Origin of the sequence: Pseudomonas sp. LSJ-87 (assembly GCF_032971465.1) — a bacterium.
GTDB classification, from domain to species: Bacteria; Pseudomonadota; Gammaproteobacteria; order Pseudomonadales; family Pseudomonadaceae; genus Aquipseudomonas; species Aquipseudomonas putida_Z.
Genome location: NZ_JAWJYQ010000022.1, coordinates 1 through 19,057 on the forward strand (window position 1 = coordinate 1; position 19,057 = coordinate 19,057).

General features: G+C 61.7%; 18 protein-coding genes. 10 read left to right on the top strand and 8 right to left on the bottom strand.

What is annotated here, in order from left to right; all coding sequences use genetic code 11:
• Nucleotides 1–350: 350 nt before the first annotated feature.
• Genes RYH74_RS14250 through RYH74_RS14260 form a run of 3 tightly spaced genes read right to left on the bottom strand, consistent with a single transcriptional unit; the run spans nt 351 to nt 2,853 of the window.
• A complete protein-coding gene (locus tag RYH74_RS14250) occupies nt 351–1,178 on the bottom strand; it encodes a hypothetical protein (protein WP_317409615.1) in 828 nt (275 codons plus the stop codon).
• Between the two features lie 21 nt (nt 1,179–1,199).
• Nucleotides 1,200–2,165, bottom strand: coding sequence for an aminoglycoside phosphotransferase family protein (locus RYH74_RS14255; RefSeq protein ID WP_317409616.1), 966 nt, complete (start codon nt 2,163–2,165; stop codon nt 1,200–1,202).
• Entirely contained in the window at nt 2,158–2,853 is a 696-nt protein-coding gene (locus RYH74_RS14260) for a hypothetical protein (protein ID WP_317409617.1), read from the bottom strand. The genes RYH74_RS14255 and RYH74_RS14260 overlap by 8 nt, the downstream gene beginning before the upstream one ends.
• A 530-nt stretch (nt 2,854–3,383) precedes the next feature.
• Here RYH74_RS14260 and RYH74_RS14265 point away from each other — a divergent pair.
• Genes RYH74_RS14265 through RYH74_RS14275 form a run of 3 tightly spaced genes read left to right on the top strand, consistent with a single transcriptional unit; the run spans nt 3,384 to nt 4,553 of the window.
• Nucleotides 3,384–3,860 (top strand): YchJ family protein, encoded by a 477-nt coding sequence (locus tag RYH74_RS14265; RefSeq protein WP_015271542.1) that lies wholly within the window; start codon nt 3,384–3,386, stop codon nt 3,858–3,860.
• Nucleotides 3,861–3,862: 2 nt separating this feature from the next.
• Nucleotides 3,863–4,348: an LEA type 2 family protein gene (locus RYH74_RS14270; RefSeq protein WP_025340373.1), complete on the top strand. Its 486-nt coding sequence runs from the start codon at nt 3,863–3,865 to the stop codon at nt 4,346–4,348.
• A 7-nt stretch (nt 4,349–4,355) separates the two neighbouring features.
• Nucleotides 4,356–4,553, top strand: a complete 198-nt coding sequence (locus RYH74_RS14275) for an SEC-C metal-binding domain-containing protein (RefSeq protein ID WP_003258907.1) — start codon at nt 4,356–4,358, stop codon at nt 4,551–4,553.
• Nucleotides 4,554–4,607: 54 nt separating this feature from the next.
• On the opposite strand, the gene RYH74_RS14280 is transcribed toward RYH74_RS14275, so the two are convergent.
• Nucleotides 4,608–5,804 (bottom strand): MFS transporter, encoded by a 1,197-nt coding sequence (locus RYH74_RS14280; protein WP_286100418.1) that lies wholly within the window; start codon nt 5,802–5,804, stop codon nt 4,608–4,610.
• Between the two features lie 154 nt (nt 5,805–5,958).
• Between RYH74_RS14280 and RYH74_RS14285 the strand changes: the two genes are divergently transcribed.
• Nucleotides 5,959–7,299, top strand: a complete 1,341-nt coding sequence (locus RYH74_RS14285; protein WP_075046131.1) for a PLP-dependent aminotransferase family protein — start codon at nt 5,959–5,961, stop codon at nt 7,297–7,299.
• A gap of 103 nt (nt 7,300–7,402) precedes the next feature.
• Nucleotides 7,403–9,844: a penicillin acylase family protein gene (locus RYH74_RS14290; RefSeq protein ID WP_317409618.1), complete on the top strand. Its 2,442-nt coding sequence runs from the start codon at nt 7,403–7,405 to the stop codon at nt 9,842–9,844.
• A 43-nt stretch (nt 9,845–9,887) separates the two neighbouring features.
• Here the strand turns inward: RYH74_RS14290 and RYH74_RS14295 are convergent, their stop codons facing one another.
• A complete protein-coding gene (locus RYH74_RS14295; protein WP_038408384.1) occupies nt 9,888–10,313 on the bottom strand; it encodes a type II toxin-antitoxin system HicB family antitoxin in 426 nt (141 codons plus the stop codon).
• A gap of 20 nt (nt 10,314–10,333) precedes the next feature.
• Nucleotides 10,334–10,516 (bottom strand): type II toxin-antitoxin system HicA family toxin, encoded by a 183-nt coding sequence (locus tag RYH74_RS14300; protein ID WP_025340378.1) that lies wholly within the window; start codon nt 10,514–10,516, stop codon nt 10,334–10,336.
• Between the two features lie 206 nt (nt 10,517–10,722).
• Here RYH74_RS14300 and RYH74_RS14305 point away from each other — a divergent pair, with 206 nt between their 5' ends.
• The 5 genes from RYH74_RS14305 (at nt 10,723) to pdeM (ending at nt 17,904) form a co-directional block, all read left to right on the top strand.
• Nucleotides 10,723–11,739, top strand: coding sequence for a ligase-associated DNA damage response exonuclease (locus RYH74_RS14305; RefSeq protein ID WP_085706037.1), 1,017 nt, complete (start codon nt 10,723–10,725; stop codon nt 11,737–11,739).
• Nucleotides 11,736–13,394 carry an ATP-dependent DNA ligase gene (locus RYH74_RS14310; protein ID WP_317409619.1) on the top strand — a complete coding sequence of 553 codons (1,659 nt, stop codon included), beginning with the start codon at nt 11,736–11,738 and terminating at the stop codon, nt 13,392–13,394. The genes RYH74_RS14305 and RYH74_RS14310 overlap by 4 nt, the downstream gene beginning before the upstream one ends.
• 223 nt (nt 13,395–13,617) lie before the next feature.
• Nucleotides 13,618–14,733: a succinylglutamate desuccinylase/aspartoacylase family protein gene (locus tag RYH74_RS14315; protein ID WP_286918906.1), complete on the top strand. Its 1,116-nt coding sequence runs from the start codon at nt 13,618–13,620 to the stop codon at nt 14,731–14,733.
• 67 nt (nt 14,734–14,800) lie between these two features.
• Nucleotides 14,801–17,254, top strand: a complete 2,454-nt coding sequence (locus RYH74_RS14320) for a ligase-associated DNA damage response DEXH box helicase (protein WP_317409620.1) — start codon at nt 14,801–14,803, stop codon at nt 17,252–17,254.
• A complete protein-coding gene (gene pdeM, locus RYH74_RS14325) occupies nt 17,251–17,904 on the top strand; it encodes a ligase-associated DNA damage response endonuclease PdeM (RefSeq protein ID WP_317409621.1) in 654 nt (217 codons plus the stop codon). Before RYH74_RS14320 ends, pdeM begins: the two co-directional genes overlap by 4 nt.
• Before the next feature lie 10 nt (nt 17,905–17,914).
• Here pdeM and RYH74_RS14330 read toward each other — a convergent pair whose 3' ends face one another.
• Together RYH74_RS14330 and dcd are read right to left on the bottom strand one after the other, a co-directional pair.
• On the bottom strand, nt 17,915–18,142 hold the full coding sequence (locus tag RYH74_RS14330; RefSeq protein WP_003254918.1) for a hypothetical protein: 228 nt from the start codon (nt 18,140–18,142) through the stop codon (nt 17,915–17,917).
• Nucleotides 18,143–18,235: 93 nt separating this feature from the next.
• The gene (gene dcd, locus RYH74_RS14335; RefSeq protein ID WP_003258001.1) at nt 18,236–18,802 is read right to left on the bottom strand and encodes a dCTP deaminase; all 567 of its coding nucleotides are present in this window, start codon (nt 18,800–18,802) and stop codon (nt 18,236–18,238) included.
• Between the last annotated feature and the right edge of the window lie 255 nt (nt 18,803–19,057).

Here is a 19,057-nt window from a genome sequence, read left to right on the forward strand (position 1 = left end):
TGCCGTGAGGCGGCTGCGCCAGCAAGCAGACGAAGCTACCTGATATTAACAAACGAAGCGGTAAAGTCTACTGGTTGATGATTTTTAAATGACGTCCTTGAGCTCGCTCTTTCTGAGCTTTTTCAGTTTATGCGTGGTCACATTCTTGGTTCGTTGTGATGGTGTCTGTAGCGGCAGAGTATCGGAGCATTCTTTTGGGGTTTGTTGTGGTTAGACTTTGATAAGTTCTCGCGCAAAAAAACTCATAAATATAGTCGTCGCGGCGCCCCATAAAGATGTTCGTGGTCAGGCAGGATTGTGGTAAGCAATGCCTTTTGATTATTAAGGCGCGCTGTGCCATGTCGCCTGTGTCAGGCGCCATTGTTTTGTTCTTGCTGCGATTGAGAATTAGTGGAGGGTTTCTTCTTGGTTTCATCTGATGAGCCAAAAAGAGCTTTCGCAGTTAGGCGTAAACGCTGAGTCACATCAACGGTACTAAAGCCACCTATTACTGTGATTCCCAGCCACCAGAATGAGTCGCTACCTTCCTGCACCTCAATGGAAGCCATCAATCGAGATTTCAACAATACCACAAGTAGAAAACCAAGTATTGCGCCGATGATCGGGCGGGTCGCATACAGGGGCCACCAGTGAATTAGGTCGAGTTGCTTGGTATAGCAAGCGTGACCAATGAAGTCGACGAGAGAGCGTAATATGGCGCCGAGTACTCCACCCATAAAACCAAGCAGCAGCAGCAGCTGAAGTTGGCCCACTTGGGCAGAGGCCGATTGATATGCAAGTCCATCAATAGCTAAATAGAAGCCTCTGATGGCTTTGTTTACTTCTGAGGTGCTCATAGGAGGCTTTCCTGAGTCTGTGCTTTCCGACTCGAACTCAAGCAAAGCCCTTAATTTCAACTGCTGCTGCGCATCAAGCGGTCCACGGTGGGTGAGTACTTGGCGCTCTGGGTCGTAATTAAAGTTGACAGGGCTATCTTTGATGTGAACGCCTGTAGGCATCTCCCACGTCACAGTGCTTTCCGCAAAATTAGCTTGGTTGTACTCTTTAATTGTTGAATATGCCCACCAAATAACAAGCGCAGCAATAACGAAATGCACCGTGACCAGGATTAGCTTCTGAAGGTTCGTTGCCAAGTTTGGTTGGTCTGGCTGTGGCGGGTTTGGGTTTGTGGCGGTCACTACTTCCTCCTTGCTTAAAGATCAGCACTTTTCGGCCAGCCGCAGTAAGGCCGGTACGAGTCCAGGTAATATCTGAATCAGCGGGTCGCGAGTATGCCCGGTTGGCAGAGGTTGATGTGCATAGCAAGCCAGCCTTAGCGACCTCAATAGAGTGTACCAATCAATGAGGTTTTTCTCTCTGTCTGATAGCAAATTCGGCCACAGTCTAAGCAGTTCAGAGAAGAATTGGGCATTTCCATGTGCGGCTGCGGCGTAACCTAAGGTTGCCAATGGGTCACCGCTTAAACAGCTCTCAAAGTCAATCAGGCCGGTAATGCGGCCATCGTCACCAACCAAAATATTCCCGAAGTTTATGTCGCCCCATACAAGTCGACTCAATGTGTGAGGTGGCGTCAACGTCGTACAGCTTAAGATTTGTTCGGTCTTGGTGATAAGCGACTCCTCAAGTAATTTATGGGTCTTAATGGCCTTAACTCCTTGATTCATTGACCTTTCAACAAAAGACTGCCATGAAGGGTCTTTGCCAGCTTTGCTGGTAATCAGCTCGCCTGCTCCTTTAAGCCTTACCTCTTGAATTCTCAATAGATGTATGCCGAGGTCCTCTGCCGCTACTCTGCAGCGCGCAGCGTCAAATGTTCTCAGTTTACATGCCAGTGTCTCACCTCGTATTCGGCGGTACACAACATAGTTCAATGGGGCAGGTGGGCCCGTTCGCGAGTCACCAATTGGTATGGGTACGGAGAGTCCTGCGCGAGTGCAGCTATCCAAGAGGTCGGGTTCCTGATGTACCACGCTGCGTCGACTTTCTGGATAGAATCGCACCATTACATCATCGCCACCTTCTGTTTGTACGTGAAACTTAAATGTCATTACCCCCTGCTTCAATTGTACGGAGCTAATTGCGCGCGACTTAAGTATGTTTTCGACAATGTTTTTTGCCGCATAATCAAGGGCGAAATTTTCCACCCCGCGCTTCACTCTACGCATGAATTTCTTCCAGAAAACTCAGGTCAGCTTTAAAAAAATTCGCCTCAAACTGTTCGCGCTGCATTGCGTAGTGACGGTGCTCCAGAATCCACTTTAGCGTAAGCGGCTCAACATTTAGCCTTAATGAGCCAGAGTAATGAACTATACGAAACCAAAGAATAACATTTCGGCAGAGGCTCTCAGAGGGAATGTATGGCCCGTCAGGATAGTCGAATCGTACCATCTTCATTACTCTTCGAACTGCATCCCGCGCACCATTTTGAGGGTCAAATATTTTCCCCGTACGCAAGTCGAAAGCAATTGCATTGGCCGTAAAGTCAAACTGATTAAGTACGTCGACTATGTCTTCGCAGTGCCACAAGCCAGGCTTGAACTCTGATATGGGGATTATATCTGCATACTGGTCGTCACATCCTGCCGGATACCAGCGTGGTGAACCGTAAGGAGTAGCCTGCAAGTGCCCGGCGTCCTTTAAAAGATTGAGGGCTTCATTTACGGACTGCCCATGAAGGAAAAAATCGAAATCCTTTGGGCGGATTGTTCTGCTCATTACAGCGTCTCGAACCACTCCCCCCGCTATGTAGACCTGTAAACCTTCATAGGACCGAATTGCCTCCGCCAGTACAGAATAGCCGTCCCACGTAGCGAGGCTACTTTTTATATCGGAGAAAGCTTTATCGAAAACCATTCAGTTTCATGTCTTCAGAGATCAAGGGGATCCCAAGTATACAGAGTGAAGAGCAGTCAGCAGAGCATTGTCTTGGTCCGGCCTTCACGAGACCGAACTCGCTATCGTGGGATTCAACCAAACCCCATGGAGTCGTGATTTGACCTGTGTGCGAGGCCCTACGATGAGCGCCACGCCACTGCCCTTAGCCCAACCCAAGGCCATGAAGCCTCGGACCTTTCGAAAAGCAGGACCTGCTAATGGGTGGTCTGATCCGGATCCTGGCTTAGACCGATTAGGAATCCCGCCCGTTAATCCAATCGTTTCGCAACAGTAGCCATCCTTCCTTAGACCGCGTAGCGAAATGTGGGGTAATTGTAGGACCAGGGCACCAAGGCAGACGACTCTCGCCAAGTGTAACCAATGGTGTAACCTTTATGTCACCAGAACCGCTTGAGGTGCCCTATGAAGCCCGCTACGCTTGGCCTCCCGCCTACCCCCCACCAGTTCTGGGCCAACCCTGAAAACTTCGGCAAGTACTGGTGGTGATGATGAGTGTCTCGGTCTGCCCTTGTGGCAGTGGCAACCTGCTCGACGCCTGCTGCGGGCATTACCATGCCGGCACCCCGGCACCGGATGCCCAGGCGCTGATGCGCTCACGCTACAGCGCTTACGTGCTGGGCCTGGTCGACTATCTGGTGGCCACCACCCTGCCTGCCCAGCAAGCCGGCCTGGACCGTGCCGCCATGGCCGCCTGGAGCGCCCAGAGCACCTGGCTGGGCCTGGAGGTGGAAAGCGCAGAGGTGCTGGGCGGCCAGCCGGAGCACGGTTTTGTCACCTTCACTGCACGCTGGCACGACCAGGAGGGTGACCATCAGCACCGCGAGCGCTCGGCATTCGTCCAGCATGCCGGGCGCTGGTACTTCATCGACCCCACGGTCGGGCTCAAGGCCGGGCGCAACGACCCCTGCCCCTGCGCCAGCGGCCAGAAGTTCAAGAAATGCTGCGCCAGTTACGTGGGTAGCTGAACATGATCGCCCGCACCCGCCCGCTGCTGCTCGCCACCTTGATGGCATGGCTGGCACTGCTGGCGGGCTGCGCCAGCTGGGGCAGTGACGACTGGCGCGAACCCGAGGTGCACCTGGTCGAGGTGGAGACGGTCAAGGCCAGGTTGCTGGAGCAGGAGTTCGTGCTGCATCTGCGAATCGACAACCCCAATGACAGCCGCCTGTTCATCCGCAACCTGTCGTATGCCATACGCCTCAATGACCTGTTGCTGGTGCAGGATGAAACCAGCGTGTGGCGCAGTGTCGGCGGGCATGCCCGGCGTACTTTCAAGATCACCGCGCGGACCAACCTGTGGCAGCACCTGAAACCACTGGCCAAGCTGCTGAAAAGCGAACAACCGCTGCACTACAGCCTGCAGGGCGAGCTGGCGACCGGGTTGCTCATCCATCGGGACCTGCACTTGTCGCGCAGTGGTGAGATAATCCCCGGTGATTACAAACCGGAGTAACCCTGCAATGTCCCAGCAACCCCACGTTCATGGCCCTGACTGCAACCACGATCATGATCACCACCACGATCATGGCCATGTACACGGCCCGCACTGCAACCACGGTCACCAGGAGCCGGTACGCAACGCCCTGAAGGACGTTGGCCGTAACGACCCGTGCCCGTGCGGTAGCCAGAAAAAGTTCAAGAAGTGCCACGGCGCCTGACCTGAACAGCACTTGCGCGTCCCTGCCGCGGGCCGCGCAGTGGGTAGCCGGGGCCTAGCTGGCCCTGGCAGGCCCTGAAACCTTGCGCTGCAGCAACCCTGCGGTGGCCATGAGCAGCACGATGCACAGGGCCATGCAGATGGCATTGGTGCCATCCCAACCGACCGTGCCCAGCAACAGCGACGGGCTGAATGCGCCAATGGTCGCAAACACCGCGATGGCCAGATCGTTCTTCCCCTGCATCTGCATCGCTGCCGGGCTGTTTTGCAGCGTCTGCGCCAACAGCGCCCCACCGCCCACGTAGGTCAGGTTCCAACCCAGGCCCAGGGCTATCAGTGACAAGGTCATCATCGCGTAGCTGTGCGACCACATGTTCATGGCCGTGCAACCGATCAGCAAGCCCAGGCCGAGACAGATGGTGGCCCTGATGCCGAGCTTGTGGATGATGGCGCCGGTGAAGAACGACGGCGCAAACATGGCAATCACATGCCATTGAATCGCCAGGCGAACGTCGGAAAAGTCCTCATGCATGTGTTTCATGTGCATGGACGCCTGGATCATCAGCAAATTCATGATTCCGTAGCCCAGCGCGGCCACTGCCATGGCCACGGCAACCACCGGGCTCAGCGGCTCGGCGGTGGTGCCAGCCGGTTTCGCTGCACGGTCGTTACTGGCGGTGCCGGTATCGCCGGGCAGGCAGGCCGCTGTCAGCAACGACATCACCGCCAGGCCGACAAAAGCGGCGTAGCACAGCGAAAACAGCGGATACGCACCAACGTCCCTCAGCCACTCGGTGAGCGCCGGCCCGACCACGGCGGCGATCACCCCACCGGCCACGACCAGGGAAAGCGCCTTGGGCTTCAGGTTCTGGGCCAGATTGTCGGTGGCCGCGAAGCGGTTGAAGTTGGCAAACGCAATGTAGATGCCCAATGCCGAATGGCTGATCACCAGCATCGGGAAGTGCTGGTACTGCACCGCCAGGTAACCACTGATGCCAGACACCGCCAAAGGGATCGAGCCCAGCATGAAGGCGCGCTTGCGGCCAATACGGCTCATCAGCCTGGAGACTGGATAGGTGGCCAGCATCAGGCAGAGGAACTGGAAACCATAGGGCACGGTGGACCACGTGGCGGCAGGCGCCAGCGCCGCCCCGACAATGGCCGCCATGGTCACGGACATGACCGCAGTCGTCAGGTTGATCGATTGCGCGGTGAAATACAGGTACGTGCGCCGCGGAAGTGTGCTCGACATAGCATGTGCTCACGATTGGTGGACGGGTCGATTCGGCATTGGAAAAGCTGCCGACAGGTGCATGGTCGCATCTGCCGCGCCCTGAAATTCGAACAGTCGACGCGCTTTCCGGTTAACTGTTAGGCTGTTTTTTCTAACAGCTGCTGGACCCGCCATGCGCCCGCACAGCCTTCATGACCAGTTGAAACAGCGCCTCGAAGCCGGCGAATGGCTGCCCGGCCAGCGCATGCCGTCCATCCGCAAGCTGACGGCGGCGGTTGGCTGCAGCTACCACGATGTCGTCTCCAGCTATGCCCGGCTGGTCAGCGAAGGTGTGTTGACCGCCATTCCTGGCCGCGGCTACTTCGTCGCCAGCCACACACGGCAAACCAGCGCGGTGGATGCGCCCGCAGGCATGGCCGGCGACCCACTGTTCAAGCTGCTGCAGGGGGGCCAGCACTACATCAAACTGGGCAGCGGCTGGCTGCCACCCGCCTGGCGTGACACCGAGCTGCTGGCCAAGGCGATTCGGCGCACGGCGCGGCTGGAGCAGAGTTCGCTGGCGGAATATGGCGACATCCAGGGCTACCTGCCCATGCGCAAACAGCTGTGCGTGCACCTGAAACGCCTGACCCGTGTCGATGCCCGGCCAAGCCAGTTGCTGACTACACTGGGCGCCACACAAGCGCTGGACCTGGTGGCGCGGTTGTTGATCAAGCCAGGCGATCACGTGTTCGTCGACGAGCCCGGCAACGGCAACCTGATCAAACTGATCCAGTTGGCCGGCGGCCACGTGGTCGGGGTGCGCCGAACCCAGGACGGACCAAGCGTGGAAGACATGAAGGAGCACCTGGCCAGGCACAAGGTCAAGGCGTTCTTCTGCAACAGCACCTTCCACAACCCGACCGGCGGCAACATCAGCCCGCACAATGCCTTCAGCGTCCTGCGCCTGGCGGTGGAACACGACTTCTTCGTGGTCGAGGACGATGTCTACGGCGACTTCAGCCCGGGTGTGCGCCAGACCTTTGCCGAACTGGACAACCTTGAGCGGGTCATCTACATCGGCAGCTTCTCGAAATGCCTGTCCGCTTCATTGCGCGTGGGCTACATCGCCTGCTCGGCAGAGCTGATAGAGCCGCTGACGCGCCTGAAGCTGCTGACCTGCGTGGCGGTGCCGGCGTTTTGCGAACGCTTCGTCAACACCATCTTGTCCGACGGCACCTATGCCCGGCACATGCAAGACCTGCAGCAGCGCCTGATCCGGCAGCAGGCGCAGACCCAGCAGTTGTTGCGGGCGCGTGGCTGGCAGTTCGACATAACGCCCCAAGGCGGCATGTTCCTGTGGGTCTACCACCCCGAACTGGCCGACCTGCAGCCTTTCATGCGTCGCCTGGAACAGCACAAGGTGCTATTGATGCCAGGCTCGGCCTTCGCCGTCAGCCGTGACTATCAACGCCTTGCTCGCATCAATTGCACGCACTTTTCCGACGCCGTGGCCGAACATTTCAAGGTTTGAGTCGGCACTGGCAAATAAACCGCCCAGGGACCTTGCACGGCGCCTGCGCGCTCACTACCTTAGCGCCTTTCGAAACCCGCCACGCCTTGCAGGAGCCCTTGTCATGGCCGCCTCCGCCTTTCCTCCATTCCGCCCGCGGTTCGCAACCGCTGCCACGCTGCTCGGCATGCTCGGGCTGGCCGGCTGCCAGACGGGCGGCTACCAGGGCAGCGTGCCACCGACCAGCGGCGTGCAGCCGCTCAAGGGCCTGGCGCAGAACGTCTCGGTACGGCGCAACGCAATGGGCGCACCACTGATCGAAAGCAGCAGCTTCCATGACGCCCTGTTCAGCCTGGGCTATGTGCATGCCGGCGACCGCATCGAGCAGATGGTCGCCATGCGCCTGCTGGCCCAGGGCCGCCTGGCAGAACTGGCCGGCAGCGACGCGCTGGACATCGACCGCCTGATGCGCGCGGCCAACCTCAAGCAGAGCGCCGCCCAGCAGTACGCCGACGCGTCGCCACGGCTCAAGCGCTTCTTCGAAGTGTATGCACGCGGGGTCAACGCCTACCTGTTCCGCTACCGCGACAAGCTGCCCGCCGGCCTGGCCAGCAGTGGCTACCGACCCGAATACTGGAAGCCCGAAGACTCGGCGCTGATCTTCAGCCTGTATGCGTTCAGCCAGTCGGTGAACCTGCAGGAAGAACTGAGCGCCCTGACCCTGGCGCAGAAAGCCGGCAGCGACAAGCTGGCCTGGCTGCTGCCCGGTGCCCCGGACGAGCCGTTGGCCGAAGCCGAAGTGGACAAGCTCAAAGGCCTGAACCTGGACAGCCAGTTGCCGGGGCTGCCGGCCCTGGCAGCTGCCAGCCAGAAACTGGCCGACCTCGACCTTCTGGGCAGCCCGGGCTCGGCCAACCTGGCCCTGGCGCCGCAGCGCAGCCGCAGCGGCAAGAGCCTGCTGGCCAGCGACAGCCGAACCGCCTGGGCCCTGAGCCCGGTACAGATCCACACCGGCAAGTACCAGGTCGCCGGCCTGTCGTTGCCCGGCCTGCCGATCGTGCTGGCCGGCTACAACGGCAAGCTGGCCTGGAGCAGCAGCGCGGTCATGGCCGACAACCAGGACCTGTACCTGGAGCAACTGCGCCACCAGGGCAGCCAGCTGAGCTACCTGGCCGACGGCAAATGGCTGCCGGCCCGTGCCCGTAGCGAAACCTTCTTCGTCCGCGGCCAGCGCCCGCTGCGCGAGGTGATGTACGACACCCGCCACGGCACCCTGATGGCCCAGCCAGGCAATGCCAGCCTGGGCCTGGCGCTGAACCTGCCACAGTTCAAGGGCGACCGCAGCCTGGATGCGCTGTTCGACCTGACCCGTGCCAAGAGCGTGGAGCGTGCCTTCGACAGCACCCGTGAAGTGACCGCCGCCGCCCTCAACTTCGTCTTCGCCGAACCCGAGCACATCGGCTGGCAAGTCAGTGGCCGCTACCCCAACCGCCGCGAAGGCCAGGGCCTGCTGCCCTCGCCGGGCTGGGACGGGCGCTACGACTGGGACGGCTATGCCGACCCGATGCTGCACCCTTACGACCAGGACCCGCCCGCCGGCTGGATCGGCCACGCCAACCAGCGCAGCCTGCCGCGTGGCTATGGCATGCAGCTGTCCAGCACCTGGTACTACCCCGAGCGCGCCGAGCGCCTGGCCCAGCTGGCCGGCAATGGCCGCCACGACAGCCGCAGCCTGATGGCCCTGCAGAACGACCAGACCACACTGCTGGCCGACAAGCTCAAGCAGATGTTCGACGCCCCGGGCATGGCCCAGCCGCTCAAGCAGGCGATCGACGCCCTGCCCGCCGCACAGCGCGACAAGGCCAGCGACGCGCTGGTCCGGCTCAAGGCCTTCGATGGCCGCCTGAGCCCGGTATCGGCCGATGCCGCACTGTACGAACTGTTCCTCCAGGAAGTCGCCCGGCAAACCTTCCTCGACGACCTGGGCCCGGAATCCGGCCCGGCCTGGCAGGCTTTCGTCAGCAATGCGCGGTTGTCGTTCTCGGCGCAGGCCGACCACCTGCTGGGCCGCGACGACAGCCCGTTCTGGGATGACCGCAGCACGCCGCAGAAAGAAGACAAGCCGGCCATTCTCGCCCGCAGCCTGGCTGGCGCGGTGGATGCCGGCACCGCGCAACTGGGCGCCGACCGCCGCGCCTGGCAGTGGGGCAAGCTGCACCAATACCGCTGGCCTGCACCGGCCTACCATGGCCTGGGCGACGCCCTCGGCCGCTCGCCGCTGGCTGCCGGTGGCGACTTCACCACCCTGGCCCTGACGCCATACGCCTGGGGCAGCGACTTCGACACCCGCCTGCCGGCCTCGGCGCGGATGATCGTCGACTTCGGCCAGGCCGAGCCGTTGCAGGTGCTGACCAGCAGCGGGCAATCCGGCAACCCGGCCAGCACGCATTACAGCGATGGGCTGGATGCCTGGTTCAAAAGGCGCTTCATGAGCCTGCCACTGCAGCAGCAGAACTTCGGGCGGGCGTATGGCAACCAGCGTTTGACCCTGGTGCCCGGCAAGTAAACCTCTCAATCAAGCCGCCACCTGTGGCGGCTTGGACTATGCACTAAACAGCTACGACTGAAAGCTCGATCCGCTGTCCCAACACGTGCAGCGCATGCTCGACCTGCTCGATCTTGGAACGGTGCAGCAGATCGACCAGACGATCGACCTGGGGACGATTCACTCCAAGTCGGCGCGCCATCTCGGTCTTGCTGATTTTTTGTGCAACCATCGTATTCCACAACGCTGCCTTCGCGGCGGTCAGGGCTGGCAGACGTACGACGGGTTGACCTTCGGTTGGTGTTGCAGGCAGCGGAATAGCTATTTTTTGATCCACATAGAACGAAAGTGCGGACTCCAAGGCATCCACGGCATCGAACAGAGCTTCCTCCGAAGTGTCACCTGCGCAGGCCATCTCAGGCACATCGGGACAACTCACCCAGACACTGCCGTCTTCCAGATGAACGACTACCGGATATTCGAATACCATCACGTGCTCCCCTAAACCGTTCATGATTTCAACCCTAGGTCCTTCAGGATCTTCCGTCTCAGGCCTTCGCTTATTTCCTTCGCCCCGTGATCTGGGAAAATCGTCTGGCGATTACCTAGATAGACCTTGAAATGACTACCCTTGGCAGCGACAAACGTAGCGCCTTGGCCGCGCAGCCATCGGCGAAATTCACTGTATTTCATATCAGCCTTTGTCGAACCAATGTGCATCATGCGCCGACAGACCGCAACATTTTTGTTGCACCCCTTCGACCTGAGGACACAGTTAACCGCAAAAGGCGGTTCGGCATTTCTGAATGGCAAGTAGTCCATTTCGCTTGTTAAAACGTTCGAACTCTCATGACATTCCCGCGCTCCTAACAAGAACGTCGGCCACCAGCGCCCATACCATGGACCTCGTCATCGCCCGCCCCGAAGGCCTGTATTGTCCGCCCGGTGATTTCTACATCGACCCCTGGCGGCCAGTGGAGCGTGCCGTCATCACCCACGGCCACGGCGACCATGCCCGCGTCGGCAACCGCCATTACCTCACCGCCGCCCCAGGCGCCGGCATCCTGCGCAGCCGCCTGGGCCAGGACATCAACCTGCAAACCCTGCCGTACGGCGAACGTCTGCTGCACCATGGCGTAACCCTGAGCCTGCACCCGGCCGGGCATGTACTGGGCTCGGCGCAAGTGCGCCTGGAGTACCAGGGCGAGGTCTGGGTCGCCTCCGGCGACTACAAAGTGGAACCCGACGGCACCTGCACGCCGTTCGAACCGGTGCGCTGCCACACGTTCATCACCGAATCGACCTTCGGCCTGCCCATCTACCGTTGGCCCAGCCAGGGCGAGATCTTCACCGGCATCAATACCTGGTGGCGCGCCAATAGCGAACAGGGCAAAGCCAGCGTGCTGTTCTGCTATGCCTTCGGCAAGGCCCAGCGAATCCTCCACGGGCTGGACGCCAACATTGGTCCTGTCCTCGTGCATGGCGCTGTCGAACCACTCAACCGGGTGTACCGGGACGCTGGCGTCTACCTTCCGCAAACCCGCTATGTCGGCGATATCCCACGCAACGACCCGCTGCTGCGCCAGGCACTGGTCCTGGCACCGCCTTCGGCGGGTGGCAGCAGCTGGATGCGCCGTTTCGGCGACTACAGCGATGCCTTTGCCAGTGGCTGGATGCTGTTGCGCGGCACCCGCCGCCGGCGCGGGGTAGACCGAGGTTTCGTGCTCTCGGACCATGCCGATTGGCCGGGGTTGCTCTGGGCCATCGGCCAGACTGGCGCAGAACGCGTGATGGTCACCCATGGCTCGGTCAATGTGCTGGTGCGCTACCTCATCGAACAAGGCCTCGATGCCCGCGCCTTCGTGACCGAGTACGGCGAGGAAGATGACGTGGTAGCCGCGGAGCCAGACGCATGAAGGCATTCGCCGAGCTGTACCTGAGGCTGGATGCGACTACCTCCAGCACTGCAAAGCTCACGGCGCTACGCGACTACTTCAGCACCGCCCCGGCTGTGGATGCCGCCTGGGCGGTGTACTTCCTGGCAGGTGGCCGCCCTCGCCAACTGGTGCCTACACGCGTGCTGCGGGAGCTGGCCGGCAGGTTGGCGGGGCTGCCTGACTGGCTGTTCGAGGAATGCTACCAGGCCGTTGGCGACCTGGCCGAAACCGTTTCCCTGCTGGTACCGGAAAGCTACCACCCTGGCGACGACGGCCTCGCCCGCTGGGTCGAAGCCCATCTGTTGCCATTGCGTGGCCTGCCGGTCGAGGAGATCCAGCAACGCCTGCCGCCTCTTTGGGCCCAGTTGGACCGCCCCAGCCTGATGCTCTGCCTGAAACTCATCACTGGCAGCTTTCGCGTGGGGGTATCGAAGCTGTTGGTCACTCGCGCCCTCGCGCAACTGGCCGGGCTGGATGCCAAACGCGTGGCCCAGCGCCTGGTTGGCTACACCGACATCAGCCACCGCCCGACGGCAGCCAGCTATCAACGGCTGATAGCCCCGGAATCAGACGATGAACACAGCCAGCGTGGCGGCCAGCCCTACCCGTTTTTTCTGGCCCACCCCCTGCAGGTACCAACCGAACAGCTCGATGCACTGCTCGGGCCGCCAAGCGAATGGCAGATCGAATGGAAATGGGACGGCATTCGCGCCCAGGTGGTCAAGCGCGAAGGCCAGCTGTGGGTCTGGTCGCGCGGTGAGGAACTGGTCACCGAACGCTTCCCCGAATTGCGCAGCCTGGCGCAGACGCTACCCGACGGTGTCGTGCTCGATGGCGAGATCCTGGTGTGGAAACCCGGCGGCTCAGCGGCTGAACTGGCTGTACAACCCTTTGCCATGTTGCAGCAGCGCCTGGGTCGCAAGAACTTGGGCAAGAAGCTGCTGAGCGACGCGCCGGTCGTGCTGCAGGCCTACGACCTGCTGGAATGGCAAGGCGAGGATTGGCGCAGCCGGCCGCAGCATGCACGCCGCCAACAGCTGGAACACGTGCTTGAGCAGCACCCATTGGCCCCGGTGTTGCTCTCGCCTCTACTCGAAGGCCGGGACTGGGCCGACCTTGCCTGCCAGCGCGAACAGTCCCGCAGCCTGGGGGTGGAAGGGCTGATGCTGAAACAGCGCGAGGCCTTGTATGGCGTGGGGCGCACCAAGGACATGGGCACCTGGTGGAAGTGGAAGATCGACCCATTCAGCGTCGATGCCGTGCTGATCTATGCCCAGCGCGGCCACGGCCGGCGGGCCAGCTTGTACAGCGACTACACCTTCGCCGTGTGGGACGCGCCAGCCGGTACGCCGGGTCGGGCACTGGTCCCCTTTGCCAAGGCCTATTCAGGGCTCAGTGACGAAGAGATGCGCAAGGTCGACGCCATCATCCGCAAGACCACGGTTGAAACCTTCGGGCCGGTGCGCAGCGTGACGCCGACGCTGGTGTTCGAGCTTGGCTTCGAGGGCATAGCGCTGTCCAGGAGGCACAAGAGCGGCATTGCCGTGCGCTTTCCGCGGATGCTGCGCTGGCGGCTGGACAAGCCAGTGGAAGAAGCGGATGACCTGGCTACATTGCAGGCGCTGCTGGCCTGAAACAATTTCTGGACCGTGCTGGCTTCTTCGCGGGTAAACCCGCTCCCACAGGTCATGCACAAAAGCTGAGTTTTGTGCGATCCCTGTGGGAGCGGGTTTACCCGCGAAGAGGCCAGCGCGGTGGCCAGGAGGGCACCGATACAGGCGCAAGGCCAAAAACTGTGCTTCTATCTGTGTGCCGCCCCGTGTCGCAGACCGTTTTCGCCACGCACCCAGGACCACCATGCACCATTCAACTCACGACCTGCTCTCGCCCGTTCCGGGCATTACCCGCCAGTTGCACAGCTTCCACTTCGGACCTCGCAGTGGCGGCAAAGTCTATATTCAGGCCTCGCTGCATGCTGACGAGCTGCCCGGCATGCTGGTGGCCTGGCACCTCAAGCGCCGCCTGGGTGAACTGGAACAGCAAGGCCGCCTGCAGCGCGAGATCATCCTGGTGCCGGTGGCCAACCCGGTCGGCCTGGAACAGGTGCTGCTGGACGCGCCACTGGGGCGTTTCGAACTGCAAAGTGGCGAGAACTTCAACCGTAACTTCGTCGACCTTTCCGACAGCATCGGCGACCAGATCGAAGAACACCTGACCGAAGACCCGGCACACAACCTCGCACTGATCCGCGAATACCTGCGCCGGGGGCTGGACGCACACCCGGCGCGCACACCGCTGCAGGCCCAACGCCTGATACTGCAGCGCCTGGCCTGCGATGCCGACATGGTGCTGGATCTGCACTGCGACTTCGAGGCGGTCGAGCACCTGTACACCACGCCAGACGCCTGGCCGCAGATCGAACCGCTGGCCCGCTACCTGGGTGCCCAAGCCAGCCTGCTTGCCACCGACTCTGGCGGGCAGTCGTTCGATGAATGCTTCAGCCTGGTCTGGTGGCAGCTGCAACAACGCTTCGGCAAACGTTTCCCGATTCCGCTGGGCTGCTGCTCGGTCACCGTCGAGTTGCGCGGCCAGGCCGATGTCAGCCATGACCTGGCCAGCAAGGACTGTCAGGCGATCCTCGACTTCCTTACCCATGCGGGGGTCATCGAAGGCGCAAGCCCGGCCCTGCCCGCCTTGCGCTGCTCGGCCACGCCGCTGGCCGCAGTAGAACCGGTGATAACGCCACTGGGCGGGCTGCTGGTGTACCACGCCCGGCCAGGCCAGCACCTGGAGGCGGGCCAGTTGATCGCTGAAGTCATCGACCCGCTCAGCGACCGGGTGACGGCCATCCGCAACAGCCAGCCCGGCCTGCTGTATGCACGTAACGTACGGCGCATGGCTACCGCAGGCATGGTCATCGCCCACGTCGCAGGCGAGCAGGTGTGCCGCAGCGGCTATCTGCTGGCAAACTGATTCGGTAAAACCATTGCGCCTGGCTGGTTGTCTGTAGAAACACAGCCACCGAAGGACCCTATGCCCCATGCCCGCCGCCACCGACCTCGCCAAGGCCTGGTTCGCCAAGCGTGGCTGGAAGCCTTTCGCTTTCCAGCGCCGTGTCTGGGCCGCCGTGGAACGGGGCGAATCCGGCTTGCTGCATGCCAGTACCGGTGCCGGCAAGACCTACGCGGTATGGCTCGCCGCGCTGCGGGCCTTCAAGGCCGAAGCCCAGGGGCGTCATGCTGCACCCTTGCAGGTGGTGTGGGTTACCCCCATGCGTGCCTTGGCCGCCGACACCGCCCGCGCGTTGCAGATGCCGCTGGACGACCTGGGTTTGCCCTGGAGCGTGGGCGTTCGCAGCGGCGACACCGGCAGCGCCGAACGTGCCCGGCAAGCACGGCGCCTGCCCAGCGTACTGGTCACTACCCCTGAAAGCCTTACGCTGCTGTTGACCCGGGCACAAGCCCGCGAAGACTTCGCCACGCTGCGCCTGGTAGTGGTGGACGAATGGCACGAACTGCTGGGCAACAAGCGCGGGGTACAACTGCAACTGGCGCTGGCCCACCTGCGCCACTGGCACCCGAGCCTGCCGACATGGGGCCTGTCCGCCACCCTCGGCAATCTTCAACATGCGCTGGACGTATTGCTGCCACAAGGCGGCTTGCTGGTACAAGGCCGACAAGACAAGCCGCTGCAGGTCGATACCCTGCTGCCAACGGCTATCGAGCGCTTCCCCTGGGCCGGGCACATGGGTTTAAAGATGCTCGACCAGGTCAGCCGGGAGATCGATGCCAGCACCAGTTGCCTGGTATTCACCAACACGCGGGCGCAGGCCGAACTCTGGTACCAGGCCCTGCTCGAAGCACGCCCCGACTGGGCCGGCCTGATTGCCTTGCACCATGCCTCGCTGGCCCGCGATACCCGTGACTGGGTCGAGCGCAGCCTCAAGCAAGGCAGCCTGAAGGCAGTGGTCTGCACCTCCAGCCTGGACCTGGGGGTGGACTTCCTGCCCGTGGAGCGAGTACTGCAGATCGGTTCCGCCAAGGGCATTGCCCGCCTCGTGCAACGGGCCGGGCGCTCCGGCCACGCGCCGGGGCGGCGCTCCCGGGTTACTCTGGTGCCCACCCACAGCCTGGAACTGGTGGAAGCAGCCGCCGCCAGGCAGGCCTTGGCAGCCGGGCACATCGAGGCCCGTCATTCGCCGCGCTTGTGCATCGACGTGCTGGTGCAACACTTGGTCAGCATGGCCCTGGGCAGTGGCTTTCACCCGGAGCAGTTACTGGCCGAAGTGCGCAGCACCTGGGCCTTTCGCGAGTTGCGCGACAGCCAGTGGCAATGGGCGCTGGACTTCGTCTGCCATGGCGGCAGTTCACTCAGCGCCTACCCGGACTACCAGCGCGTCGAGCGCCAGGCCGACGGTGCTTACCGGGTTGCCAGCGAACGCCTGGCACGTCGCCACCGCATGAGTATCGGTACTATCGTCAGCGACGCCAGCCTGCAGCTCAAGTACTGGAGCAAGGGCGGCGGAGGCAAGGCGCTGGGCAGCGTCGAAGAGGCGTTCATTGCCCGTTTGCGCCCTGGCGATACCTTGGTGTTCGCCGGGCGAGTGCTGGAACTGGTGCGCGTGGAAAACATGACCGCCTACGTACGCCGCAGCACCGCGCGCAAGGCAGCGGTCGCTCGCTGGAATGGTGGCCGCATGCCGCTTTCCAGCGAACTGGCCGACGCACTGGTCGAGCAGCTTGGCGCAGCATCCCAAGGGTGCTTCCGAGGCCCGGAGATGCGTGCAGTGCGCCCTCTGCTGACCTTGCAGGCGCTATGGTCGGCGCTGCCCACCTCCGGCACGCTGCTGGCCGAGACCTTCAAGTCGCGCCAAGGTTGGCACCTGTTCCTGTACCCGTTCGCCGGACGCATGGCCAACCTTGGCCTGGCCAACCTGATTGCCTGGCGAGTGAGCCGCGTGCAGCCGCTTTCGGTTTCGATTGCCGTCAATGACTACGGGTTCGAACTGCTCAGCCCGGGCAACGTGGACTGGGCAACGCATCTGCCACAGGCGCTGGGTACCGAACACCTGCTGGAGGATGTGCTGGCCAGCCTCAATGCTGGAGAAATGGCATTGCGCCGTTTTCGCGAGATCGCGCAGATTGCCGGGCTGGTGTTTGGCGGGTATCCGGCGGCGCAGAAAAGCCTGAGGCAGATCCAGGCCTCCAGCGGGTTGTTCTATGAGGTATTTCGCAAGCACGACGCCGGCAACTTGCTGCTGGCCCAGGCTCGGGACGAAGTGCTGAATGAGGAACTGGAGATCGACCGGCTGCACCGGCAATTGCTGAAAATGGGGCAGTTACGGCTGGAGCTGCGAAAGCTTGAGCGGCCCGGGCCTTTGGCATTTGCCTTGTTGGTGGAAGGCATGCGCGAAACGTTGAGCACCGAGAAACTGGCGGACCGGATTGCCAGGATGGTCGCGGAACTGAACAGTGCGGCGGACGCTACGGAATGACCAGCTTTCTATCCATCGAACACCATGGCCAGGTGCTCTGGCTGCTTTCGGACAAGGCCATCTACTGGCCAGCCCGTCGTGCCCTGCTGGTGGCCGACGTGCACATCGGCAAGGCAGCAAGCTATCGCGCCCTGCACCAACCGGTGCCACGCGGCACCACCGAAGCGACACTCGAGCGTCTGGATGCATTGCTGGCCGCGCATGATTGCGAGCAACTGATCGTTCTTGGCGATTTCCTGCATGCCCGAACAGCGCGGGCGCCATCAACGCTCACCAGGCTGCAGACATGGAGGGAACGGCACAAGGCCCTGAAAATCGTGCTGATACGCGGCAATCATGATCGCAACGCCGGTGATCCACCCGTGTCGCTCGAAATAGAAGTCATGAACGAACCCTGGCTGCTGGAACCCTTCGCGCTCCAGCACGAACCCGAACCGCACCCCAGCCACCCGGTACTGGCAGGCCATGTACATCCGGTATTTGTACTGCGTGGCAAGGCTCGGCAACGCCTGCGACTGCCCTGCTTCCTGATCGATGGCCAGGTCAGCCTGTTGCCGGCGTTCGGTGAATTCACCGGGGGTTGGGAAATCGCGCCCACGAGCGCCAGCCGCGTGTACCTGGCAGGGGCAGACCGTGTCTGGGCGCTCTAGCCGAGTGCACTCAGGCTACAGGCGCCGGAGGAGGCTCATCAGGCAAGGTTGGCTCGCCCGGTTCCATGGGTGGTGTTTCACCGGGCTCCGGCGGTTGCGGGGTATCCGGGTCAGGTTGGTGGGGCACGCCGCCCGCCTGCATGGGCAGCGGGTGTGCCAGCAGTGACCATGGCAGCAACCCGACGTGGTTGGGCTGCAGACCTGCCAGCTTGGCACTGATTGCGGGGTGGAGTTTCATTGGCTGCTCCTGACAAGGCCGCTGCGCATCATGCGCACCGGCGTTATCCAGTTGGAGTGCCAAAGGCGCGGGGAATTCCCCGCGCTCGTCGGCTCAGGTACGCGGCAGGGTGACGCCGCGTTGGCCCTGGTACTTGCCGCCACGGTCCTTGTACGACACTTCGCACTCTTCGTCGGACTGCAGGAACAGCATCTGGGCCACACCTTCGTTGGCGTAGATCTTCGCCGGCAGCGTGGTGGTGTTGGAGAACTCCAGTGTCACATGGCCTTCCCACTCGGGCTCGAGCGGGGTGACGTTGACGATGATGCCGCAACGGGCGTAGGTGCTCTTGCCCAGGCAGATGGTCAGCACATCACGCGGAATGCGGAAATACTCGACGGTGCGCGCCAGGGCGAAGGAGTTCGGCGGGATGATGCATACGTCGCTCTTGATGTCGACGAAACTGCCGGCATCGAAGTTCTTCGGGTCGACGGTGGCCGAATTGATGTTGGTAAACACCTTGAATTCGTCGGCGCAGCGCACGTCGTAGCCGTAGCTGGAGACGCCGAAGGAGATCACCCGGCTGTCCTGTTCGCCGCGCACCTGGCGCTCGACGAACGGTTCGATCATGCCGTGTTCCTGCGCCATGCGGCGAATCCACTTGTCCGATTTGATGCTCATGGCGGGGTGTCCTGAAGAGTTGCGAGGTGAAAATTCGAGACGCGCATCTTACCGGTCCCGGCGCCCAGGTTAAAGTTCCATGCCTCATCCCGCGCCGGGCGGGGGCTGCAGCCGCCGTCGATCCGAATTTGCGTAAAGCGCCTTCTGACCATTGGCAGGTTGCGGAAAGTGGGGTAAGGTGGCGCCACTGTGCTGCACGTGACACCGAGAATCTCTAGTTTGATGCACGATCCTGATCGGCCCATCGCTGAATTT